The 24,502-nt window shown below is 39.0% G+C and carries 13 protein-coding genes; 4 read left to right on the forward strand and 9 right to left on the reverse strand.

Features of this window, described 5'->3' with window-relative positions; all coding sequences use genetic code 11:
* Window positions 1–10: 10 nt before the first annotated feature.
* The 3 genes from QUE09_RS14320 to ygjK form a co-directional block, all read right to left on the reverse strand.
* A complete protein-coding gene (locus QUE09_RS14320; RefSeq protein ID WP_286233512.1) occupies window positions 11–3,295 on the reverse strand; it encodes an ATP-binding protein in 3,285 nt (1,094 codons plus the stop codon).
* 181 nt (window positions 3,296–3,476) lie between these two features.
* Window positions 3,477–5,039 carry a sodium/sugar symporter gene (locus tag QUE09_RS14325; RefSeq protein ID WP_286233513.1) on the reverse strand — a complete coding sequence of 521 codons (1,563 nt, stop codon included), beginning with the start codon at window positions 5,037–5,039 and terminating at the stop codon, window positions 3,477–3,479.
* Between the two features lie 48 nt (window positions 5,040–5,087).
* Window positions 5,088–7,499 carry an alpha-glucosidase gene (ygjK, locus tag QUE09_RS14330; protein ID WP_286233514.1) on the reverse strand — a complete coding sequence of 804 codons (2,412 nt, stop codon included), beginning with the start codon at window positions 7,497–7,499 and terminating at the stop codon, window positions 5,088–5,090.
* 134 nt (window positions 7,500–7,633) lie between these two features.
* Here ygjK and QUE09_RS14335 point away from each other — a divergent pair, with 134 nt between their 5' ends.
* Both QUE09_RS14335 and QUE09_RS14340 read left to right on the forward strand, forming a co-directional pair.
* On the forward strand, window positions 7,634–9,622 hold the full coding sequence (locus QUE09_RS14335) for a tryptophan halogenase family protein (RefSeq protein ID WP_286233515.1): 1,989 nt from the start codon (window positions 7,634–7,636) through the stop codon (window positions 9,620–9,622).
* Between the two features lie 343 nt (window positions 9,623–9,965).
* Window positions 9,966–10,643, forward strand: a complete 678-nt coding sequence (locus tag QUE09_RS14340; RefSeq protein ID WP_286233516.1) for a hypothetical protein — start codon at window positions 9,966–9,968, stop codon at window positions 10,641–10,643.
* 139 nt (window positions 10,644–10,782) lie between these two features.
* Here the strand turns inward: QUE09_RS14340 and QUE09_RS14345 are convergent, their stop codons facing one another.
* The 5 genes from QUE09_RS14345 to lacZ all read right to left on the reverse strand — a co-directional run bounded on the left by QUE09_RS14345 (window position 10,783) and on the right by lacZ (window position 21,796).
* Window positions 10,783–11,931: a saccharopine dehydrogenase C-terminal domain-containing protein gene (locus tag QUE09_RS14345; RefSeq protein WP_286233517.1), complete on the reverse strand. Its 1,149-nt coding sequence runs from the start codon at window positions 11,929–11,931 to the stop codon at window positions 10,783–10,785.
* A gap of 13 nt (window positions 11,932–11,944) precedes the next feature.
* The gene (locus QUE09_RS14350) at window positions 11,945–13,012 is read right to left on the reverse strand and encodes a saccharopine dehydrogenase (RefSeq protein WP_286233518.1); all 1,068 of its coding nucleotides are present in this window, start codon (window positions 13,010–13,012) and stop codon (window positions 11,945–11,947) included.
* Window positions 13,013–13,125: 113 nt separating this feature from the next.
* A complete protein-coding gene (locus tag QUE09_RS14355) occupies window positions 13,126–15,840 on the reverse strand; it encodes a TonB-dependent receptor (protein WP_286233519.1) in 2,715 nt (904 codons plus the stop codon).
* Window positions 15,841–16,258: 418 nt separating this feature from the next.
* Window positions 16,259–18,586: an aminotransferase class III-fold pyridoxal phosphate-dependent enzyme gene (locus tag QUE09_RS14360; RefSeq protein WP_286233521.1), complete on the reverse strand. Its 2,328-nt coding sequence runs from the start codon at window positions 18,584–18,586 to the stop codon at window positions 16,259–16,261.
* A 60-nt stretch (window positions 18,587–18,646) separates the two neighbouring features.
* On the reverse strand, window positions 18,647–21,796 hold the full coding sequence (lacZ, locus tag QUE09_RS14365) for a beta-galactosidase, LacZ type (RefSeq protein WP_286233522.1): 3,150 nt from the start codon (window positions 21,794–21,796) through the stop codon (window positions 18,647–18,649).
* A 241-nt stretch (window positions 21,797–22,037) separates the two neighbouring features.
* Here lacZ and QUE09_RS14370 point away from each other — a divergent pair, with 241 nt between their 5' ends.
* Entirely contained in the window at window positions 22,038–22,772 is a 735-nt protein-coding gene (locus tag QUE09_RS14370; RefSeq protein ID WP_286233523.1) for a FadR/GntR family transcriptional regulator, read from the forward strand.
* A 41-nt stretch (window positions 22,773–22,813) separates the two neighbouring features.
* Here QUE09_RS14370 and QUE09_RS14375 read toward each other — a convergent pair whose 3' ends face one another.
* A complete protein-coding gene (locus QUE09_RS14375; RefSeq protein WP_286233524.1) occupies window positions 22,814–23,314 on the reverse strand; it encodes a helix-turn-helix transcriptional regulator in 501 nt (166 codons plus the stop codon).
* Between the two features lie 153 nt (window positions 23,315–23,467).
* Between QUE09_RS14375 and QUE09_RS14380 the strand changes: the two genes are divergently transcribed.
* Entirely contained in the window at window positions 23,468–24,502 is a 1,035-nt protein-coding gene (locus QUE09_RS14380) for an efflux RND transporter periplasmic adaptor subunit (protein WP_286233525.1), read from the forward strand.

The following is a 24,502-nucleotide window of genomic DNA, read 5'->3' on the forward strand; positions in this document are numbered from 1 at the left end:
GTCCAAAAACCTACCTTAAAACTGATCGTATACTTTCCATAAGCACCTGCGCTTTTACGGGTTTAGCGATGTGTAAATTCATGCCAGCGGCAATACTGTTATCTTTATCTTCTTGTCTTGCGTGAGCAGTCATAGCAATGATAGGTAATGATTCAAATTGCTGTTTTTCCCTAATTAGTTTAGTCGCTGTTAAACCATCCATCACCGGCATTTGAATATCCATTAACACAACATCAACAGTACTTTCGTCTAGTTGCGTCAGTGCAACTTCGCCATTTTCAGCCACAATCACATCTGCCCCCATTACGTTAAGTAACTCTTTGGCCACGAGTTGGTTTACCAGGTTATCTTCAACTAATAAAACCTTAACCCCTTTTAGCTGCTGTTTCTTAGCAAGAGAGCTCGGGGTGGGGCTATTAACGTTTTTTTCTGTTGGCTCACTGACAGGCTGAAAACGTTGGCTTTGCAATGCTAAGTGGAGTTGTCTCAAGGTATATCGATATAAAGGAGCGTCGCAAATAACATAAGGTATTTTCGCTTCATCTAGCAGTTGATAAGTTTCACGTAATTGAGCCACATTTGTATGTTGATAAACGGCCAAGACAAAACCACCAGAAGTCTGAGTTGTACCATGATAGAAATACTCAGCAATTTTATGACAGTTTTCTTTCGTAATAACGTCGACACGAACAAATAAAAAACATGTCTTATTCTCAGATATTTGGTGTTGCTTGAAATCATCGAGTCGCTGATATTGATAATCGAGTGCGTCTAGCAACTCAACAAATGAATTGGGCAGTATTGCACCAAATGATTCAACCTTTACGGGATTAGCAATAACCTTTTCACTTTGGTTTTTGGGTTCATCAAAGGGCAATACAAAACTAAACTCTGCACCGGCTAACGGTTTGCTCTTTATTTTAATTTCACCACCAAGTAAATTGACGATACGCTGGCAAATCGATAATCCTAAGCCGGATCCACCATATTTTCTCGTCATAGATTCATCAGCTTGAATAAATGCTTCAAACAGGGTTTTCTGCTTATCTTCCGCGATGCCTATACCAGTGTCTTTAACAGTAAATTTCACGAGATTTTTACTTGCGCTGTTAGCAATGGTATCAACTTTTAGCGCTATACTTCCGTGATCAGTAAATTTAACAGCATTATTCAGTAAATTACTTAACACCTGTACTAGGCGCATATCATCGGTCAAGACTTCTTCAGGTACAGACGGTGAAATATCTACCTGCAAACCAAGCTGTTTCTTTACTACTAAATCAATATTTAGTTTGATAGCACGTTGAACAATATAATCTAAGCTGCAACTGTCTTTTACGATGTTCATATTACCCGATTCTATCTTCGCTAAATCGAGCAGTTCATCGACAAGATGTAATAAGGTATCAGATGCATCTTGTGCATTTACAATATGTTGTTTCTGTTGGTAGGTAAGCATGGTATTTGATAGTAACGAGTGCATACCTTGAATCGCGTTTATCGGCGTTCTTATTTCATGGCTCATGTTTGCCAAAAACTGACTTTTTGCTTTGTTTGCTTGTTCAGCTTGTTCTTTTGCTTTTTCTAACGCGGCATTTACTGCATGTTGTTCGGTAACATCACGAATGATAATGATTGTACCTAGTACATGCTGTGATTGGTCGTAAAAATTCGAACAGAAAAGCTCATACGTATTGTTTACCGTTTCAACAACTTTAAATATCCCATGCAAGCTTTCGGTGACATTTTCACCGCGCTCACATGCTAATAAAGCTTGGCCTAGCTCGTTGTCGATCAACTTCCCTGCTTGTTTACCCAGTATTTTCACTTCAGATAATTTAACAAACTTTTCAAAAGCTAAGTTACACCCGATCACGTGACCATCTGAATCATTGAAAATAAGGTAATCAGGAATTGCATTCATTACTGAGCGCAATATCGCGTAGTCTCTTTGATGTTGCTGACTCTTTTCAAGTAATGCTTGTGTTTTGTCTATAACACGCAAATCTAAGATATTATTCTGATCTTTTAGTTGCTGCATTAAGCTTCTATTTTGACTAAAGATATCTCCGACAATATTAAACCAATGCTGCCAACCTGTTGGCGGGGTTACCTTGCCATGATCTCCTTGAGCACTATGTGCAATATGACTAATAAACGCTTGAGTAGGCTTAATAAATGTTTTACGTGTAACAAAATACACGACACTTAATAAGGCGCTTTGTCCGACGAACAATAGTAAGAAATACCAAATAAATCGAGTAAAGACTGGCTCTACAAACTGTTGGTATGGTTGATATCTAAGGACCACCCAGTTCGTTGATGGTAATAAGTATTGTTGCACTAACCACTGGTTGTGCTGAAAAGAAGCAGAACGTTTTTGTAAGTTCTCATATGATAAGTCAGATAGCCCTTCTGGTACTGAAGCTTGCCATTGACTCACTTCATTAATTGCGTCGCTATTTTCAGTTTTATGCACTAATAATTGGTCTTCAGCATTTAATAACACATAACTATGATTATCCTCAGCTTGAATTGACAGCATATTATGAATATTTTCAAGATCTATGTTTATCACGACAGCACCAACAAACACTTCCTGTTGAAACACGGCCGCAGCAACCGAGCTATACAAACTAGTTGCTGATGAACCTAAATAAGGCTTTGACCAAAGGTAATTATTATTAAAGTAGCTTGTTTGACTTAACTTTTCGATCTGCTCATTTTCTAATAATGGCGGCGAAAATTGCCAATTTTCGTGGCTTATCCATGGATAGATGCTGACAAAGTTACTTTTTGACACATAGTAAAACCAGTTAGCAGTACTATTGGTGCTTTGGGCATTAACAAAAGCAGGCGTTAACGTATATGCCATTGCTAACTCTTGCTTTTCATTGTCAGTTAACTTATCAATATCCCCGACACCGGTAATATTAACGCTTAATTGCTGACGTTGCTCAATAATGTCGTGCTTTGCTTGAGCCAAGTAAAACCTGTCCTTGTTTTGCACAAGTGATGGCATTGTTAAAGGGGATTGCTGTGGCCTGTTCAGAGAGTAATTTGCAAATCGTTGAATAGATTGTACAGAGTTAATGGCTTGCTTTAACGTCTCATTTAATGATTGGCTGTTATTTTCGAGCTTTCTGTACTCACTAACTTCGTGTGTTTCAAGTTCATAAAAATAACGATAACTCGCCACTGCTATCGCAACAAGTAAGATCGCCAAAAACACGCCAAAAATAGAGAGTTTATAACGTGTAACAACTTGATTTTGGCCTTGTGATTTAAGGTTCATTTACGCCCAGTAAAAAGAATAACTCTTGGGATAATAAACATTAATAAATTAAAAATCATGTCTTGTACACAATAGAAACAATTAACTAAAGAATTAATTGGCATTGCCGTGCTTGTTATCGCTGTACTCATGGCAAAAAGGCCGCTATTGGCGGCCTTTTATACCAGTACAACACAGATGTTTACCACCATGTTGCATAGAGCGCGGTCAGAATAATAATCACGCCAACAGTCGCTATATTAAACCCTTTTTCAGTCGAGAAGCTCACTTCTTTTAGGTTAACACTTGAGTTGGTAGCTTTACTATCTGTGAACAGTGAAACAGCAACACACAGTGCTAAGCACATTAAGAATACTAATCCAACACGATCCATAAATGGTAACTCAGGCCAAGCAAATTTTAACGTAAGTGAAAATACCGCTGAACCAATTGCTGCAGAAAGCGCACCAGCAGAGCTCGCTTTTGACCAAAACATACCCATGACGAAAATCACCACGATACCAGGGGTAAAGAAGCCGGTAAATTCCTGAATATATTGAAACGCCTGATCAAACTTGCCTAGCAAGGGTTCTGCAACGATAAGTGCAATTGCCAAAGATAAAAGCGCAGCTATTCGACCAATGTGAACATAATGTCGCTGACTTTTACCAGGCTTCATTTTCGCATAAATGTCCATAGTAAAAATAGTAGAAATACTATTTGTCATGGACGCTAATGAAGAAACGATCGCTGCAACAAGTGCCGCAAAGACTAACCCCTTTATACCAACTGGCATTAGTGCCATCATAGAAGGATAGGCTTGGTCTGGCGTGGTAAGTTGCGGATAAAGAATGACACCTGCAATACCTGGAAGTACCACAATTACCGGCATTAACAATTTGAGATATGCGGCAAAAGCGATCCCTTTTTGCGCTTCTTTTACATCTTTAGCGGCAAGTGCTCGTTGGATAATGTATTGGTTAAACCCCCAATAACTAAAGTTCATTACCCACATACCACCGATAAGCACGGAAATCCCAGGCAAACTCATGTAATGTTCGTTATCTTTACTCAGGATCATATCAAAATGACCAGGCACTTTTTCGGTAAGTACGCCAAAACCAGCTAATACACCTTCGCCTCCAGACACTGCGTCTAACGCGAGGTAACTTAAGAATAAACCACCAAAAACCAATAAAACAACCTGCAGGATATCGGTATATGCAACAGCTTTTAGGCCTCCATATAACGAATAAGCAATTGAAAAAACGGCAAGGAATATCATGCCAAACATCCAATCAACACCAGCAACGGTTTCAATTGCTAAACCACCCAACCATAAAACAGCCGTTAAATTGACGAATATATAAACGGCCAACCAAAATATTGCCATCGTTGTTTTAACGCGGTTATCGAAACGCTGTTCAAGGTACTGAGGCATGGTATATATGCCATTTTTCAAAAAAATGGGTAACATGAATTTACCAACCAAAATAAGCGTAATTGCAGCCATCCATTCATAGGAAGCAATTGCTAATCCCAGCGCATAACCCGATCCTGACATACCGATAATCTGTTCGGCAGAAATATTTGATGCGATTAGTGATGCACCTATCGCCCACCATGGAAGCGCTTTACTCGCTAAAAAATAATCCTCAGTATTTTTACCACCTTGTTTGTCTTCTCTAGATATCCATAGTGCTAAGATCAATAGACCTAGCACATACGCGATAAACACGCCCATATCTAATGTTGCTAACTTCATTCTTTCTCCCCTAAAGTATTGAATACTTTTTATTGTTTTGCCGATGGCTTATTTATTTTCTTCCACAGATAGCATGTATAAATGAGCGGCACTCCAACTAAAGTTAGTCGCGCCCTGCATTGCTCCTGTTTCTGGATTATAGTTCTCTCTAATTGGGTCGTTTAACACTAACCCTTGTGCATTATTAAAAAGCTTCATTGTAAGCGCTTTAGCGTGTTGATTGTAACCATAATTGGCTAACGCTTTTATACCAAAATAGAATTGATCTAACCAAACACGGCCTCGCCAGTATATATCTTGATCATAAGCAGGATTGGTAAACGCTGCAGTTGGCAAAGGAATAACAGCGTTGAAGTGCTTTTCAGACATCATATTACTGACCACTTTTTCAGCTTGATGCTGTTGAGCAACGCCAGCCCAAAGAGGGCTCCATCCTTCAGGTCCCATGCCTCTTTCAGTGAGTAATTTTCCCTCACATTGCATTGGTTTTAAGGCTTTTGAGCTTATTTTCAGATCGTAATAAAAGCCAGTGTTTTCATCAAAAAAGCAATCATTTATCAATTGCGTTAACACATCAACGTCTTTACTTAAGGTATCGTAGGTTTTATTCCGGTTAAGCAACTTCGCCATTTTGGCCAGTATTTTCTTCTCTTTTACTAGATAAGCGTTTAACTCCACAGACTCTTGATCAATTGAAAACCCTAATAATTCACCTGTACTTTCACGATTTTCAAAAAACCTCACTTGCCAATCTTGTTTAGCACGCTGAATGTCTCCTTGATAATGATTTTTTGCATATTTAGCGAGCTGTTGTTGGTTAATAAAGCCAAAGCGCGCCGCGTTATCCATACCAGATTCCCAACCAGCACCATGTTGAGCACCGATGTCTAACTCGACATAATCTCCCGCGGCTAGCACTTGCTCGTATAACGCTAAACCTCGACACGTTAACCACTCATCGTTACTTTGTTGGCAGTGTTTTAAATACTTTGCCTGTTGATTGGTGCGCATTTTAAAACTGATATTACCATTAACATCATTATGAAAACGGTGGCGTGTCGCGCCATATTCAACTAAACCATTTTTGTTGTGATCTCGATTTCGATACCACCAATGATGATAGGCAAGTAACGGCTCAAACATCTCATCGACAAAATTTACATCATTCGTTGCTTGATAAACTTCCCAGACAGCCCATGCGGCAAGTGCGGGCTTAGTATTACGTTCATTCCAGTTGCCACCGTCTCCCCCACGAGCACTGTCTTTGTTAAAAAACACAGCGTCAATTACCATACCTGTGTCCTGTGGTCGAAGCTGATCGCTAGCTTTTATTTGATAATCAAACATGGCGCGAATATTGTTTTTTGCGACTTCTGGCGCAAAGTGAGCCATTGCATAAGCGTGTTTCCATGTATCCCATGCCCAAACACCATTAAACCAACGAGCAGTTACTGATGGCGTTACACCATCATGCTGTAATTCACCTGCAGCGCTGCGCCAGTTACCAATTAATGTAACAATTGATTTAGCCGCTACTCGCTGTTTCTTTGTGTCTACTATGCTTTTAATTGGCGCTAAGTATTGTTGCCAGCGTTTTTCCGATGCGGCTAAATACGTCACTGGCGACGCCAATATATCCTTAATTAAGGCCTCACCTTCTATAACCTCTTGTTCATTGTGATAATAACTATGCGTTGTGTATAAGGTTTGACTTTTATTGGCGGCAAGCGTTAATGATGCATCACTCCTGTAAGCATGTGATTGTTGTTCAATTGATGTCACAGACCTTATCGAACGTGAAATAGCATAACGAGAACGACCAGAAAACATCATATTCCAAGTACTGCGTAATCGACCAAAATCAATGTTAATTCCATCAGGTGAGGCTGATAACTTTCTTTGCCAATCAGGAAACTGCGTTGAAATTTTTTGTTCTGGCGTCCACTTTGACAATAGATTTCCAGACCAAGTCAACCCAAGCGCTAAAGGTTTGGTCGATTTACTTGTCAACGTTGTAGCGATAAGTGCCGTACGATTACCAACAAATTGTAGCATCAGTCGTACAATTAATTGGTCATTTTCATACTGTTGAATCAGTTTACCGGGGTATGCTTGTTGCGTGTGTTCAAACGAAGCCCAATTAAATATTTGACCGGTACGCTTGTTTGTTAACGTTAGCTTTTCAAGTTGCTTTGCGATAAATACGCCATACTCTTCGGCAATAATCATAGGACCATTAAAGCCACCAAGTTCTGTTTTCTTTTCTGGTAGTAAATACCCATGCCAACTACCGGCGTCAAAGAATGGATTATATTGTTGATTGCCATATTGATCGAAATCTTGATGTGCCATAGGTGTACCAACCCTATTGATCAAATTCTGATAATCAGTGCGCTGTTTTGTATGCCCTACGCCAATAAGAAAAAGCAGTAAACAACAGATAAACAAAGACTTTTTCATGAAGACCTCTTCTTTTTAAAACTACTTAGTACCTGCAGTAATCGCGAAAAACTACTGTACAAATTCATTATCACTTTATAATATCCCATTTATACTATATATTTTATATTCTTCACATTTTAAGGGGAAAGTAAATGATTAAATCAATTGTTGTACTTGGTGGTGGTAGTGCGGGGTGGTTGACAGCATGCCTGATCGCGGTAAAACACATCAATCGTCATTCCCCTTTTACTGTCACACTTATTGAATCACCCAATATCCCAACGATTGGCGTAGGTGAAGGTACTTGGCCAACTATGGTGAATACTTTACAACAAATTGGCATCAGTGAACTTACCTTTATGCAGCGTTGCGATGCCTCATTTAAACAAGCATCCAAGTTTGTTGATTGGGTAGACATGCAACCCGGTGACGCCTATTACCACCCTTTTACGCCACCGCAAGACTTTGAAACACTAAGTTTAGTCGACGCTTGGCAAAAGCAATCTAATAAGCAAAAATTTGCCGACGTAGTTAGTCTGCAAGCTAAGCTTTGCCAGCAAAATCGTGCGCCCAAACAACTTAAACTTGGTGACTACAAAACAATAGAGAACTATGGATACCACCTTGATGCGGGCAAGTTCTCTCAATTACTCACTGAACATGGCACCGAAAAATTAGGCATTAAACATATTCTTGACGACGTTGTATCGGTTAACAGCCACGGCAATGGCGACATCGCCTCGCTAATAACTAAACAGCATGGCGAAATTAATGGCGATCTCTTCATTGATTGCTCTGGGCAAGCTGCGGCATTAATTGGTGATCACTATAAAATCCCATTTATCAGTAAAAAAGATACCTTATTTATCGATAAAGCAATTGCCGTACAAGTCCCCTACGCGTCAGCTGATTCAGATGTTGCTTCAGCGACAATATCAACCGCACAAACAGCTGGTTGGATTTGGGATATTGGCCTACCAACAAGACGTGGTGTTGGTCATGTATATAGCAGTAAATATATTTCACATCAGCGGGCTACTGAACAGTTAAAAACCTATTTAGCAAAAACGGTAGATAATGTAGAACAGTTGTCGTTTAGAACGTTAGACATTAACCCAGGTTATCGGGCATGTTTTTGGCACAAAAATTGTGTCGCAGTTGGCATGGCCGCAGGTTTTCTAGAGCCACTGGAAGCGTCTGCATTAGTTATGGTGGAGCTGGCGGCAAAAACTATTGCATTACAAATGCCTGCCAGCCGTGAAGCTATGGATGTAGTTGCTCGCCAATATAACAAGAATATGCTCTTTCGCTGGCAACGTATAATCGACTTTTTAAAGTTACATTACGTATTAAGCAAACGAGAAGATAGTGAATTTTGGCATGATAACCGTGACCCAAAAACAGTCCCAGATTCATTAAAAGAGTTGCTAACAATGTGGCAATACCAAGCTCCTGAAAATAATGGCTTTCTGAGCCCTTATGATCTTTTTCCAGCGGCAAGTTATCAATATATCCTTTATGGTATGGGCTTTGTCACTCAAGAAAATATGTTAGGCAATCAAGATCAATTAGCTAAACAAGCAAACGACGCTTTTCAACGAGTACAAACTCGACGACGTAAAATGCCGCCCCTACTACCAACTAATCGCGAAATACTTAACGAAATAAGACAATTAAACCGTGAAATAAACATAGATGTAAATAAAAGCGATATTGATAAACAATGGCAATACTTAAGATTGGATCATTTAGAAGATATTTGCCATCAGTATCCGATATTCTTCAAGAAACAAGACTCAGCATTTGTACCAATTTATTTAACGCATTTAAGTGAACATCAAAATTCAGACGAAAAGCATGATAATCATAGTCAAACACATGATGATGTTGACTTAAAGCAAGCGTTCACGCCATTAGATGATAACGAGCTCTTTGAACCAGTAAAGCTAGACATCACCTTAAACGATGAAACCGTCATAAAGATGAAAGGACTATATGTTTTGCAGCAAAATAAATGGCAGCGAATAACATCATCACAATACTTTTCTCCGGATATAACCGCACAGCTGGCACTGATTCAGTCGTCTTTGCAGCATGTGCCAAAACTAATCGCACAAGAAAATCAGCAACGAGATAATTAACAACAAATTAAACAACATTGCGCTGTTATTTGTGTTAGTTGCCACTCATTTATATATTGAGCAGCATGAAGCTACTTTAATAGTTATTAAAGTTAAAACATTTATTTTTTCCATTTATACACCTTATTCATTATCGGCAACAGTTTGCCGTAGACATAATAATCTGGCAGCCTTGACAAGACCCTTAACCATTTCTAGTGAGTAATTTTTTGGGTTGCTGCTGTCTGCAGGCATTAATGGACCAAGTATTAATTTAAATATCGTAAACGCCCCAAAAGTGGAGTGATTATTGCTATACCTTTTCTTAGCAAGTTAGTTTTACAGCGATAAGGTGGCACGCAAAATGGAAATATCCAAGGTAACTTTTCGACAGCATACTCAAAATACACAACCAGCAAGCATGCTTAAAAGCAATAATAATTTTGCGCAAGTGTTAGCAGATTATCAGCCGGCGATATCGAACAAAGATCAGGTAACACCAAGTAATGCTGAAACGTATGTTATGAATACAAATCAAGGCAAACAAAATATCGTTCTAGATGACTATTTAACGCCTGGCCCTCAGTCTTCCTCAGTTAATATAAATGATATTCCACTATTGCTGCCGACCGCACATAACATTGATACCTTATCAAAGTATACTCAAGAACAATTCAAAGACCTTTTATCGCAATATAATATATCAACACCGCCAAAAACCATCGAGTTTGATACCGAAGGACAATTAGTTTTACCTGCAGACTATCCATATACAGCACAGTTAAAACACGCATTATCAGAAAACCCTAATGTAGAAAATGCATTACGAACGACTGCGGCGTTAGCGAGTCATTATGCAGGTATCATGGAAGGACAACCATTTCGAGATGAAATGTCGACTGCAAGATCGCAAGCAGACCGAGATAGAATTGTTGAAAAATACAGTTACCTATTTGACGATGACCGGCCCGCTAAGCAAATAATACTGACGTTTTTAGGTGATGGTAATTTGCTATTAACCGAAAAAAAACAAACAGCGTGATCACACAGTGCCTAACAAATTAAACATGGAATGATAATAAATATCGATGTTTGTTGTACATATCTGTTGGCAGAAAAAAACCCCTTAGATAAACCTAAGGGGCGCCAATGCTACAAATACATAGCCAAGGAAATAACAATTAAACAAGTTGTTCAATGTGTGCTGATTGGCCAAGTTCCGAGAGTTTATCTAACCATTTTTGTGCAATTTCAGGTTGGCTAGGTGCTGCATGTACGCCTGCTGGAATATCACCATTGATAACCGCTTCAATACCAATTGCGACGGTAATAGACACTAAACGTGCCATCGCTTGCCCCTCATTATTGCCTGCTGCGTCCATATAGTAACGTTGATGCCAAACGGTGTTGTCTTCTTGCTTTGCTTCAAGCTCAACTGACATAACTACACGGTCGGGTTCGCCTTCTGCGTAACTGTACTTTTCTTCCAAATCTTGGCTGATCGCTTCCATTTTTGCTAAACCATCTTCACCTTGAAGATCACCCACTTGATCAAAAAGATATTGCCATGCTTGAGACCAGCCATTTAAACGTAGCGTACCACGCACAAATTCTTCAATTTGCCATGTTGGTTCAAACTCGTATTGCTCAACAAATGGCACTGAATCGCGGTTAGGGTAGGCCTGAAATGTCTCGTTTACCGCACTGATATGTATATCTTTTAATGCTTCCCATGGGCCTTTTGAAGTGTTCTCAACTCCATTTTCAAGCCATTTTGCCGGTGATGTCAGCGCTTTAAGGACACCAAGTGGTGACCAGCTGAACTTATATTTAAAGTCATTTGGTGTTTTTGGAAAACCACCACAATATGAGCGAAAATAAAGCTTAGTATTAGGGTTACACGCTTCGCTCGCTTTAAATCGATTCACCAATAAATGCGCAAATAAGTGGTCGATACCAGGATCTAAACCAATTTCGTTAATAAAGGTTAATTCTTTCGCTTTAGCCTTAGCATCCAATGCTTTCATTTCAGGTGAAATATAACTGCTTGATACAAAATGTGCGCCTTTTTCAAGGCATAAGTTCGCTACTTCAACATGCATATTTGCGGGTAACATCGATACTAGCACGTCACCAGGTTTTACCTTGTTTGCTAGTACTGACCAATCGAGTTGCATCAACTGACATTCAATATCTGCGTCATTTAACATATCTTGCGCTTTATCAATTCGGCGGTTCCAAACTAAAAGGTTATGTGATGAGTTAGCTAAGTATTTGATACCTGGCGTGGCAGATAGCCCAACGCCAAGCCAATGAATAGTTGCGTTCATAGTTAGGTTTCTCTTATAGATGTGTCGTGTTTTGATGAAAGAATTCGAGCGCTTTATCCCACACGGGTAAGCGCAAATCATTTAAAGTTGCTAAGTAAGGAACAAGCTGTTGACCGTAGTCTTCACTACTCTCTTTTGGTAATAATGACGGTAAGTGGTCAATTGCAATAAGATGCAAGCTGTTACTGCCTGACAATACTTCGATCGTTGGTTCGTTAAAGGTAGTACAACGTTCATATATTCGTATCGGGTTATAATCGCCATATGGATCACAGCTGACATCCGTGATAACACTAAGTTTACGAGACGCGGTATCTAATGAATCAAAGGTGACAAAAGGCGGTAAATCTTGGTTTACTAATACACAATTAACCAGCACATCAGCATCGTTTACCTGTGTAAATGGACCACCTACAGCTGTTTCCGCCATGTCCCATTCAATCGTTTCTAATTGTAATGCCTTAGCTAAGCCAATAGCGCCTGAACCACTTCTGCCTTTCGCCCCTATCACCATGACCTTTGGTTTACTCGCACATTGAGAGAGCAATAACGAAACGGTTTCGATTAACTTACTTTGATCAGGAAAAGAACTTATTGGCGCCATTACTTGCTTGCCAAGTGCTTTATTTGCCCAAGCCCACACACCAAGTGCTGCGCCTGCAAATCCAGCCCAATATCCAAATGCCGCAATACGGCGATTATTTTCATCAAGCAAGAACTCTAAATCGTAAAGTTCCCCTTTACCTTGGGTAAAGCGAGATAATATTTGCGCAGCCCCAGCTTGTGCTTTGTACGCGTGAGCAAAATAAATATGTTTATGAATCAAAGGAAAACGATCTTCTGGCAGCTCTTTTAATCCCAGAATGAAGGCTTCTTTGGGCGCTTGTGGCCAACTGCCTTGTGGAACAATATCGCAGCCAACCGCTTGATACTGTTCTATATGAAAAATATTTTGTGGCCCTTGTTCAACTGACACCTTAAAACCGGTATCAATAAGCGATTTTGCACCGCTAGGCGTAAGGGCAGTGCGCTGTTCATGAGGTTTAGTTTCGGCACGTAACCAGAGATGTGTCTGACTCATAAAAATAATTACTTCTCGTTGATAAATGTCAAAAACAATGTGATGGCAAAGTCAATCAGACACCCAAGCTACTATTGAGTACCTGATTAACTTTGATTTAGTTGATGCAGTGACTAAAACTTGCCACGAATACCCAAAGAATATCGAGGGCCAGTTTCTGTTACTGTTAACGTTTGATTGGCGTATTCCGCATTCTTGATATACAACTCATTAGTCACGTTAATACCTTCAAAGAAAACGGTTAGGTTTTCAGTCAAGTCATAACTACCGCTAATATCCACTTGCTTATAATCGTCTACGTAATGACCATCACGCCATGATTGCGGTTTAGACTGCATAAAACGATCTCGGTTGTTATAGGCAATACGGAATTGAATATTGTCTTTTTCGTAGAATAAAATAAGGTTTTGTGAATCACTTAAACCAATTAATGGTAGCTTTTCTCCACCTTTATCTGCTGTTGATTCACTATCAACAAAGGTCATGTTAGCAATCACACCTAAACCATCAAATGGTGCTGGAAGACTGGTAAACATGTGTTGTACCGCAATTTCATAACCGTCAATTTTGGTACTATCTTCGTTAATAGGGCGAGACATTTTGTAAGTATAGCTACCGCTAGGTACAGTGACTGTTTCTTCTGTTTCACCATAACCTAAGTAACCATCTACATCTTTAGTGAAACCTGCTATTGCAGCATAGCTACCTTCTTGGTAATACCACTCTAGTGAGTAATCAATGTTTGTAGATTCAAAAGGATTAAGTTTAGGGTTGCTTCCAGAACCAAATAATTGGTCTGTTGGTCCATCACCATAGCTAGAAAGTGGAGACATCTCAGCTAATTCCGGACGTGTTAAGCTTTTTGACCATGCTAAACGGGCAATGATTTCATCCGTTATTTCCAATTTACCATTTAAACTCGGCAATACATTGCTATAACTATGCCCTACTTCAACAGCAACATAATCATCAGAGGTAATCGCACGCACTTCTCCTGGCTTTTCGTTAGACTCAATCAAATCGAGTAATGCAACTTGATTACCTTTTGAAGTACTGTCAGTTTTTACATAGCGTACACCTGCAACTAGCGACCAAGGCATGTCATTCATTTCGCCTTCAAAGTAAAAGTCAGTGTACAAAGACATTAACTCTTCATTCACTTCGTAAGCTGTTGGATCATCTACAATACCAAAGCCTGCTCGCGCAAATATCTCACGTGCCACTTCAGGGTCATCTAATTGAGAAATTGCGTCTTCAGTACCTAAAAAGGCAAAAAGATCATCTGAATTCAATGTCGGCCAAAATTCTGTCGGGTTACCTGAACCACCTGATAGAAAACCATCAGCATTATATGTCCAAAGCATATCTGCAGGTAAAGGAATACGGGAACTATTATCAGCATATATCCACGGTAGTGGGTTTTCTGTTTCGGCATATGTAGAGCCAAGCGTGCGGTCTGAGTAATGTACACCAAAACCAACTTTAACTAATGGTCCCATTTCCAAGAAGTAATCGTTATCTATTTTAGCTTCTAACACTTCATCTTCGACACGCGTTCCTTGTAAAGAAGCCCAGCCCGCAGTAAGCACATCACCATCTTTGAAATTTTCAAACGTCATTGTTGGTACGAGATCACCCGATGTTCTGTCGTACGTATATTCACCTGGGCGACCAGCAACAACATCAGACCACCCTTTACCCGGATCATGTTCCGCCTTTGACGTATTAATATCAGCAGTTAATCCCCAGTTATCATTTATTTGCCAATCAAGGTTTAAACCAAAGGCTTTTAGTTTGTTATCTGCATCAGATTGACGTACTAAGGTTTCGATAAAACTATTAACAAAATCTGCTTTTACTAAAGTATTGCTTTCATCAAGCACAGGGTTTCTTACATTTCCAGTTTCAAACCACATTGGAAATACATCTTGGCGATACTGCACGTTGAAATCTGAATATAATGCATCGGCTGTTACCGTAACATTTTTTGTCGGCTTGTATTGAAGGACTAACGTGCCACTATTACGTTCACGTGTTTCCGTTTGCGCAATTTGATCATAGTTTTGAGGAAAATAAACTTCGCCATAATCTTGGCCGTCTAATTGATTTTCGGTTTTGTAATAATAAGCAGTATTTGCCTGATCATAACGACTTTCACGTTTATAATGAGAAAAAGAGGCTAACACACCAAATTTGTCATCATCAAAGGTGTTGCTGATAAGCCCAGAAAACTGAGGGCTTACCTTACTTGTCATGTCGTCATACATCCCTTTGATGCTACCAACAGCCTTAAATCCAGGGAAATCCATTGGCTTAACCGTGCTTATATCAACAGTAGCGCCAATTGCACCTTCTTGTAGAGATGCGTTTTGCGTTTTGTATACTTCTGCACCATTAATAAGCTCAGACGCAAGAATATCAAAACTAAACGCACGACCACCACTGGTTGTTGCTAATGTTCTACCATTCAGTAATACCGAGTTAAACTCCGGTCCCATACCACGAACCGTAATCAATTGACCTTCACCACCACTGCGATCTATTGATACACCTGTAATACGCTGTAGAGATTCAGCGACGTTTTGGTCTGGAAACTTACCAATGTCTTCTGCAGATATTGCATCAACTACATTGCTCGAGTCTTGTTTAATTCCTACGGAATTTATTAAGCTGCCGCGAATACCTGTAACAGTAATTACTTCAGTGTCATTATCTGCCTTATCTTCTTCCGCTTGATTTGCATCTGCCCATGTAATACCTGATACCCCAAGGTTTAACATGAGTAGAGATGTTAAATAGCTGAGCTTGAATGGCTTGCCGTTTTTCATATCTATTCCTCTGTTAGTCATGTCATTTAAACGCGTGTCTTACTGCACACTTATACTACTATCGTATTTATAGTATAAATCAGATAATAGTATATTTATTGACGAAAAGTAAACGGCAGAAGAGAAAATAAACAAATATATTGCATACAAAACTTGTAACAACATGTTATTAAAGGTTTTTTATTTTTTATTTATCGAGCGGTTCACATTGATGTTGTGTTTTACTAAAGGGGCTAATGTTCAAAACCAATAACGGTTTAATAAAAAGTAGGTCAATAACAGGTAACAATGCCAAATAATGGATACAGGCATTGTTCAACGTAGAGAGGGTGTATCAAAATAATGTGCGGGAACGAATATCACGTTTCGCCGCACAAAATACGTTATTTACGGGCTTAATACATAAGCACTTGCTATATTAACAATCGATTGTTTCTAGGCCTAATTCTAGCGCCAATATAAATTTATCAGCATCTTTTTTGTTAAAAACAATAGGTGGTTTTATTTTCAAAACGTTATAAAAAGGTCCTTCAGTACTGAGAATTATCTGTTGTGTTTTGACAAATTCAACAAGTTTGGCTGTTAGCTCTGTAGCAGGCTCTTTCGTTTGCCTATTTTTTACCATTTCTACACCGATAAATAAGCCTAAACCACGTACATCACCTATCACCTCATAATGTTGCTTTAATGCTAGTAGCCTGTCTTTGAGGTAAGCACCTGTTTCTTTGGCATTTTCCATGAGTTTTTCTTCATGAATCACGTCTAATACTGCCATGCCAATAGCACAAGAGACTGGATTCCCCCCGAAAGTATTAAAATATTCCATGCCGGTTACAAAAGCGTCGGCAATCTCCTGAGTAGTGATAACGGCTGCCATTGGGTGACCGTTGCCAATGGGTTTACCTAGAGTAACAATGTCAGGTATTACCTGTTGCGTTTCAAAGGCCCACATATGCGTTCCCACTCGGCCGAAACCTACTTGTACTTCGTCAGCAATACAGACACCTCCCGCGGCTCTTACCTGAGGATAAACAGCCTGCAAATAGCCATCAGGCATAATGATTTGCCCAGCTACGCCTTGTAAAGATTCACAAATAAACATTCCTGGCTTTTTGCCTTGCGTCGATAAATTAGCAATGGCCCTTTGCACATCGTCAGCATATGCATTGGCACTGGCTGCGTTATTACCTTGAAACTGCCCTCGATAAGGATCAGGTAGCATAACTTTGTGAACATAATCTTTTGCCCCTTCGCCGCCAGGACCATCAAACTTATATGGACTGGCATTGATGCAAGCGTTAGTGTTGCCATGATACGCACCTTCTACCGTCAATAGTTCTTCCGATCCTGTGTAGTTGCGCGCTAACCGAAAAGCAAGTTCATTAGCCTCACTACCGGAATTAACAAACATACAGACTGATAATCGTTCTGGCATTGTGGCTAGCAACTTATCAGCATAATCCACTAAATTGTCATGTAAAAAGCGGGTGTTCGTATTAAGTTTTGCCATTTGTGCTTGGCCTGCGGCAACCACTCTAGGGTGACAATGCCCAACATGGCATACGTTATTCACCATATCGAGGTAACCATTCCCTTGCTCATCGTATAGATAAGCGCCCTGTCCTCGCACAATTTTAAGTGGCTCTTTAAAACTTAAACTTAGGGTTTTACCTAAATGTTTTTCACGAAAGGTTTTTATCGCCTTTTTACTTTTTCCGGGATCAGGATTAATATCGCAAGCTGCTTTTAGCTGGCATGTGATCGCAAATAAGTTTTGTTGTTTAAAATAATCCAGTAACTGCCAAGCAGGTGCTATTGAAACCTTTAAGTAGTTATTGTCTGGCTGTTGTTTTATTGCCAACGCCGCATTGCAAACGCTAGTGCATAAACGCAACATGATTAAACTTACTAGCACGTCGAATTCATCATTATTCAGTGGATAAATTTGATGATATCCAGCAACAACGTGTTTAAGTGTCTCGATTGGATTTGATTGTTCCATCATGGCATAGGCAGCAGTTATCGCCAGCTCATTAATTGTATGACTAAAAACCATATCGCCAAAATCAATTAAACCAATAATGCTATTAGGGTTCTCAATATTATTAATCAATAAGTTGTGATCATTAGCATCATTGTGAATAACGCTGCGCGGTAACTTGGCTAACACTGGCATTGTTTGCGTTTGGTATAGCGTTAAAAAATGCGTAACAACATCCTGCTGTGTTGCACTTAGGTTCTGTTTTTTATCCTGACAAATGGCAAAACCGTGGGCTAAATCCCAATCAAAATAACGGTAAGCCCCTTGATGGTGAAAATCAGTGAGCGCCATTGTAACTTTTGCCATGAACTGACCTAAGTTTTGCCACAATGGTGGTGTTATTACTTCACTATTGGCCTGTGCGTAAAAGTCTCCAGATAAATAAGAAAGCACTCTTAGATAAAAGGTATTATTTTCATCATCATTAATTTCGGTGATGCCTAATCCAGTAATATTTTCTTGTGCCTGAGGCACAGGTAAGCCTTTTTCTGCAAGGTGCTTCATGGCACTATTTTGCATCGCTAGACCTATTTTCAATTCAGCACTGTTAGCCACTTTAACAACATAGCGCTGTTGACCTGTATCTAATAGAAAGTTTTGATCGCAATAGCTTGCTAAAGGAGAAAGCTGCCCCGTCAATTGATAATAATGTTGCAACTGCGTTGATAAGGCTTCTACAGTAAATTTTGGCGTCACTGAGTTCATACTACTCTCTGCTGTGTTATCAAATGCAAACCTTGTAATAACAAGGTTTGCGATAATAAATTATTTGGTGCCAATAGGCGCTAAGATGAAACGATAACTTAGGTCTTTCGCCTTTATCGTATATTCATCGTGCACGAGACGTCCCCATGAAGTATCACCACCTACACCCATTTGTAAATGATCAATATTCACCGTGGTAAGGTCACGACGAGGCACATCAACCGCGTGTTTAGTCGTAACGGGTACTAATCCCGATGCTGACGCTGAGGCGTCACCTTTGGTAAAATCGATATCAGCTTGTAAATAAGGCCAAGCACTCGCATTTAATACCTGCTCACCTGTTGCTTTAAAGCCTACACCTTTATCATTTGTAACGCTTAACCAACGAACATCAGTTTTATTCGCGTTTTCTTGAGGTCGAATATAATGTTCTATTTGCTCGTCAACACGCGCTTTATACAAACCAACTTTGGCACCTGTTTTTCTATCCCAGTAAGACTCATGAGGCCCTCTGCCATACCATGTTATATTTTCAAATTGACCAGGCATAACAAGCTGCATACCAAAACGCGGTATATTAGGTAACGTTTGGCCATCAGCTAAATTAAGTGTAGATGTTACTTGTAGTTTTCCATCAGCTGCGATGTCATAATTTACACTATAAACACCTTCAAAATCTGGCGAGTGATACGTTGCAATAACGCGTGCATTTTCAACCTTAAAGTTGGTTAACGTTAACCCCTGTTCAGCTGTTTGCCACATTGCAGCCCACGTCTGCATATTATTACCTAGATCATTATCTGTCGGTGCTCGCCAAAAGTTTGGCTTTAATGGCTCTAGTATTAATTGTTCATTACCGTATTGATAGGCACTCAAATAACCCGTGTTTTTATCAAAACTCGCTTGAAACTCTTTACCTTTAAAGCTAACAAACTGCTTATTTTCAGTCTTTATCAATTGCCCTTTAGTTGCTGAAGCAAAATCACTCTGTTGTTTTTTATCCGTAATAATAAATTGTTCAAACGCTATTTCATGACCAATAGGCAGTAAAGGTTGCTGTTTGTCAATTACTGCGCTTAACGTTACCACATATTCTTTATCTTTTTCAGTTAGATACTGACTAATAGGAAGTGTTATTTTACCTTTATCACGAGGTGAAATTGACGGCATAGCTTGTTGACCACTTGCTATTTTCTGGCCATCAGCTGATACCAGCCATTGCAGTTGATATTGTTCTATATTGGTAAAGAAAAACTGGTTTTCAATCTGAAAAGTACCTGCTTTAGTATCGACAGCAGTAAATTTAATATTTTGGTAAACCTTTTTTACTTCATAAGCATGCGGATGAGGTACTCGGTCTGGGTTTAATAATCCATTATTTAAGAAGTTACCGTCACTCGGTAAGTCAGGATGAAAGTCTTTGCCGTAAGCATAGTACTTCTGACCATTGTCATTAACGTATTCCAATGATTGGTCAACCCAATCCCAAATAAATCCGCCTTGTAGTGAAGGATATTTTTCGATCGCCGTCCAGTAATCTTTAAGGTTACCGACAGAATTACCCATTGCGTGAGCATACTCGATCATAATACCAGGTCTATAAGGATTTGATTGCGCATACTCCACCAAACGTTCAATTGAAGGGTACATTGGTGCAAAGATATCGGTGTAATGTTCAGTACCTGCTGGTTCATATTGCACAGGACGTGTGTCGTCATGATCTTTTAACCATTTATATGTTGCTTCAAACACTTTACCTTCGCCCGCTTCATTACCTAACGACCAAATAATAATAGATGGATGGTTTTTGTCACGCTCGTACATACGACGTGTACGTTCGATATGAGCAGGTATCCAACTCTCTTCATCGCCAATTTGTGTTGCTTTATTGGTTGCCAGTGGGTGTGATTCAATATTTGCTTCATCAATAACATACAAACCATACTTATCAGTCAGATCATACCAATAAGGGTTATTAGGGTAATGACTAGATCGCACAGCATTAATATTAAATTGTTTCATTAGCTGAATATCACGCTCCATTGATACTTTATCAACAACATGGCCGCGACGAGGATCTGTTTCATGGCGATCAACCCCTTTAATATAAATGGGTTTTCCGTTTACCAAAAGTTGCGCATTTTTAATTTCGATATGACGAAAGCCAATTTCATCTTTAACAGACTCTAAAACATTACCTTTTTGATCTTTAAGGTTTATCACTAAAGTGTACAAATTAGGCGCTTCAGCAGACCATAACGCAGGGTTAGCGAGGTTACCTTGCAACGAAACTTCAGTAGATTTGGCGCCAGCAAGCTGCACACGTTTTTCACCACTTAGTACCGATTTCATGTCTTGACGAGGATCAAGTAATTTATATTCAACCTGGGCGACGTTTTTATCATCTTGATAGTTTTCAACAGTTACATCTAAAATAAAATTACCTTGTGTAAAATCTTGATTAAGACGTGGTTGTGCATGAAAATCAAAGATATGTTGTGCTTGTGTCGCAAACAGGTATACATCACGTTCAATTCCTGAAATTCGCAGCATATCCTGACTTTCTAAAAAGCTTGCGTCAGTCCAACGTCTTATTTGAAAAGCTAATACGTTTTCACCTGCACGTAAGTAAGGCGTTAAATCAAATTCAGCAGGCGTTTTTGCACCTTGACTAAAGCCAACTTTCTCGCCATTTAGCCACACATCAAGTGAAGACTTGGCTGCACCTACATGCAAGAAGACTTGTTTATCTTGCCAGTTCTTAGGCAAAACAAATGGTTTACGGTATGACCCAATAGGGTTGTAATCCGTTGGTACATCTGGCCATTTTGTAGTGAACGGAAATCTTTCATCTAAATATATTGGGTAACCATATCCTTCAACTTCCCAGTTGCCTGGTACAGGAATGGTCCCCCATTGGCTATCATCAAACTTTGGTAAATAGAACGACTTAGGGGCGTTTTGAGGCGATTTTTGCCAATCAAAAGACCATAAGCCATTAAGTAACATAAAATTACTATTTAGTTCTTTTTGATCAACTAATGCAGCCTGCTCACTTTGATATGGAAATAACGACGCACGAGGCTCAAGCTTGTTAATAGCGAACACGGTATGATCACGCCATGGTTCTTTTACTTCATTAGCACTCGTTGAATTGGCTAGCACCGACACTGAAAATAATGCGATACTGGATAATTGCTTTAATAACATTATGGTAAACCTATAAATCTTTGTACTATTTATACTACAATATACAAAATATCAGACAAGACCCAATTAACCCTTTTTATTCGATTATTTTGTAAACACCTGTTATATAATAATATTTTTATTATTAATGGGATAAATTAGTAATAATCGAAAGTTATTGCTGGAGTAAAGTAAATTACTCATTTATGATCAACAAATTATGCAGAATACATTCTACTTTAATATTTGGTGAAGGTAACACATGGACGCTAGACATTTAAACTTAACTCAACAGCTTGTACACGAGCTTGGGCGTTCAATTCTTAAAGGTAAATATAAAGTAGGCGACAAGCTACCCTCTGAAGCTGAGCTTGGTGAAATTTACGATATTAGCCGTAACGCCACCCGTGAAGCTGTCAAAATGTTAACTGCAAAAGGGTTGATTAGCTCTCGCCCCCGTAAGGGAATCCAAGTGGTTGAAAAGAACAAATGGAATCTCTTTGATACCGATGTACTCGGTTGGATTTTAGTAGGTAAGCCCGATTTATATATGCTACGACATTTCTTACAACTTAGAAAACCTGTTGAAGCACAAGCTGCATATTTAGCTGCACAATATGCCACAGAAGAAGATTTTGAAAACATTGAGCAAGCCCTTTCTAACATGCAACTTGCTGAAGTGAATAATGATGCTGATGCAACACATCATGCAGATGTAAAATTTCACAAGGCAGTTTTAAACGCCACCAAAAACCCCTTTTTTATTCAGTTAGAAAATTTTATAGAAATTGCGCTACAAGTAAATTTACGCTACACCAATCGTATTAAGCCCGTAACCGAGCGGGAATACCAAGCACATGCAGATCTATTCGACGCCATTAAAAAAGGTGAAGCGCATAAAGCTTATGAGTTTGCGATGACCACTCAGTCGGCAACACTAGAACTTGTAGATATCGCTATTGAAAAGGCAGAAAAAGACAACGAGTCGACAATATAACGAATAGCCAACCTTTTTAGATCGGCACTTGGAAAAATACCTTAAGGATGAGTCTGTAAAAAGTCCTCTAAAAACCACGCTGAAAATTCATGGCGCCCATCAATACTCGCTTTGTCGTAGATACTCGAAGCTTGCTGGCGAACTGTTTTCTCTTTCGTATCTCTCACACCACTTATTTCCCGAAAACTTAACCCTTTTAACAATAACATTGCCACTTCTTGTTCGCTTTTCGTTAATTTCCATTCGTTAAATTGCTTATAAATAAGCTCACTATACTTCGTTCTTGCATATTTCATTTCGTCAGAAATATTTTGTATTCGAATATCTGAATTAACCAGTTCTGCTTTCAAATGCTGAATGTGCTGAGTTCGACTTTTTATTTCAATAATCAAAAACACGAAGCCGATTGCTGACGCTAACACGATCATACTTTCTTCAATAATGTGCCAAGTCGGCACACCTAAAGATATATCAGTAATTACATCAAAAAAGTTAAGTACCATTATGATCCCAAGTAGCACAGCAATAAATTTGTCTTTCATTTATTTCTCAATAGGTTAGCAAAAACATGGTACATATGCCTGATGACTTACCTGCATATGACCGATGATAAATTATGCATAGTTTATAAGATATCAAACAACTATTAAATAAATGCCAATTGTTAAATCTGGCATAGGAGAGTTAGGTTTAAAATGTATGGTATTCGTTCGCAATTAATACAAATTAGTCTTTGTTTATTTATCTGTTTTTTCAATGTAAATGCAATTGGAGACCAGCCCACTTTAAATAAAATATTACTCTCACAAATGGGTAAGTTTGATTTAAGTTACAGTGAAGCAACGCCTACAAACGTCCTGCAAGGTTCTTCAACTATTGGTTTAGTAACTTATCATTCAGAGGCGTCATTTAAAGTTACCTTACCCTTTACACCGCAACAACTGCTGTTTAGTAAAACACACGGTAGTTCTATAAAAAAAGGTGATGTTATTGCGAAAGTTGATGGTTTAGAAGTTAACCATTACTTTGATGAACTAGCATCAGCAGAACTCATCTATTTAAAGAGTAAAACGCATTTGAATCGCGTTAAAAGTTACGCCAGTTCAAACACGATAAAAAGCACTGAATGGTTATCGATAATAAAGGCCTATCATGCCGCTAAGCTCAACTATGAACACCTTTCACATGTTAGGGAACAATTAAACGTAGACGAACAAGGGAGAGTTTTCTTAATAAGTCCAATAAGCGGAATTCTGTACATTCCTACTCAAAAAAGCCCTTATATTTTTGAAGTTATTCCGGAAAAAAGTATTTATGTACAAACATCATTACCAGTTAACAACCTTGGGCGCCTTACGCAACTAAAAATAGAAAATAGCGCTTGCTCATTAAGTACTGATGTTATTGTCCCTCTTGTTCACAAGTATAAACAAACAATCAGAAGTAAATTTTCTACTCGTTGTGCGTTACCGATTGGCACGCAGTTATTGCTCACGCCTTTGTACCAGGCTAATGGTTACTCAGTTGATCCCAAAGCAGTATTTGAATTACACAACAAAGATTATGTTGCTGTAAAAATTGACGAGCAGTTGATTTTGACGGAAATAGAAATAATTGGCAAAGATGGCACTCAATTCATTGTAAGGTCTAATAACCTGCAACCTCAAGATCTACTTTTGGTTTCTTCTACAAGCATTGCCCAAGGTATTTTTATGGGCTTAGGAGAGTAA

The sequence above is a fragment of the Thalassotalea sediminis genome (assembly GCF_030295915.1).
Taxonomy (GTDB): domain Bacteria; phylum Pseudomonadota; class Gammaproteobacteria; order Enterobacterales; family Alteromonadaceae; genus Thalassotalea_C; species Thalassotalea_C sediminis.

What these genes read in the sequence shown, in the direction of transcription:
- lacZ (WP_286233522.1), bottom strand. Translation starts at nt 21,796, where the DNA reads ATGTTATTAAAGCAATTATCCAGTATCGCATTATTTTCAGTGTCGGTG.
- QUE09_RS14345 (WP_286233517.1), bottom strand. Translation starts at nt 11,931, where the DNA reads ATGAACGCAACTATTCATTGGCTTGGCGTTGGGCTATCTGCCACGCCA.
- QUE09_RS14320 (WP_286233512.1), bottom strand. Translation starts at nt 3,295, where the DNA reads ATGAACCTTAAATCACAAGGCCAAAATCAAGTTGTTACACGTTATAAA.
- QUE09_RS14370 (WP_286233523.1), top strand. Translation starts at nt 22,038, where the DNA reads ATGGACGCTAGACATTTAAACTTAACTCAACAGCTTGTACACGAGCTT.
- QUE09_RS14350 (WP_286233518.1), bottom strand. Translation starts at nt 13,012, where the DNA reads ATGAGTCAGACACATCTCTGGTTACGTGCCGAAACTAAACCTCATGAA.
- ygjK (WP_286233514.1), bottom strand. Translation starts at nt 7,499, where the DNA reads ATGAAAAAGTCTTTGTTTATCTGTTGTTTACTGCTTTTTCTTATTGGC.
- QUE09_RS14360 (WP_286233521.1), bottom strand. Translation starts at nt 18,586, where the DNA reads ATGAACTCAGTGACGCCAAAATTTACTGTAGAAGCCTTATCAACGCAG.
- QUE09_RS14375 (WP_286233524.1), bottom strand. Translation starts at nt 23,314, where the DNA reads ATGAAAGACAAATTTATTGCTGTGCTACTTGGGATCATAATGGTACTT.
- QUE09_RS14380 (WP_286233525.1), top strand. Translation starts at nt 23,468, where the DNA reads ATGTATGGTATTCGTTCGCAATTAATACAAATTAGTCTTTGTTTATTT.
- QUE09_RS14325 (WP_286233513.1), bottom strand. Translation starts at nt 5,039, where the DNA reads ATGAAGTTAGCAACATTAGATATGGGCGTGTTTATCGCGTATGTGCTA.
- QUE09_RS14340 (WP_286233516.1), top strand. Translation starts at nt 9,966, where the DNA reads ATGGAAATATCCAAGGTAACTTTTCGACAGCATACTCAAAATACACAA.
- QUE09_RS14355 (WP_286233519.1), bottom strand. Translation starts at nt 15,840, where the DNA reads ATGAAAAACGGCAAGCCATTCAAGCTCAGCTATTTAACATCTCTACTC.
- QUE09_RS14335 (WP_286233515.1), top strand. Translation starts at nt 7,634, where the DNA reads ATGATTAAATCAATTGTTGTACTTGGTGGTGGTAGTGCGGGGTGGTTG.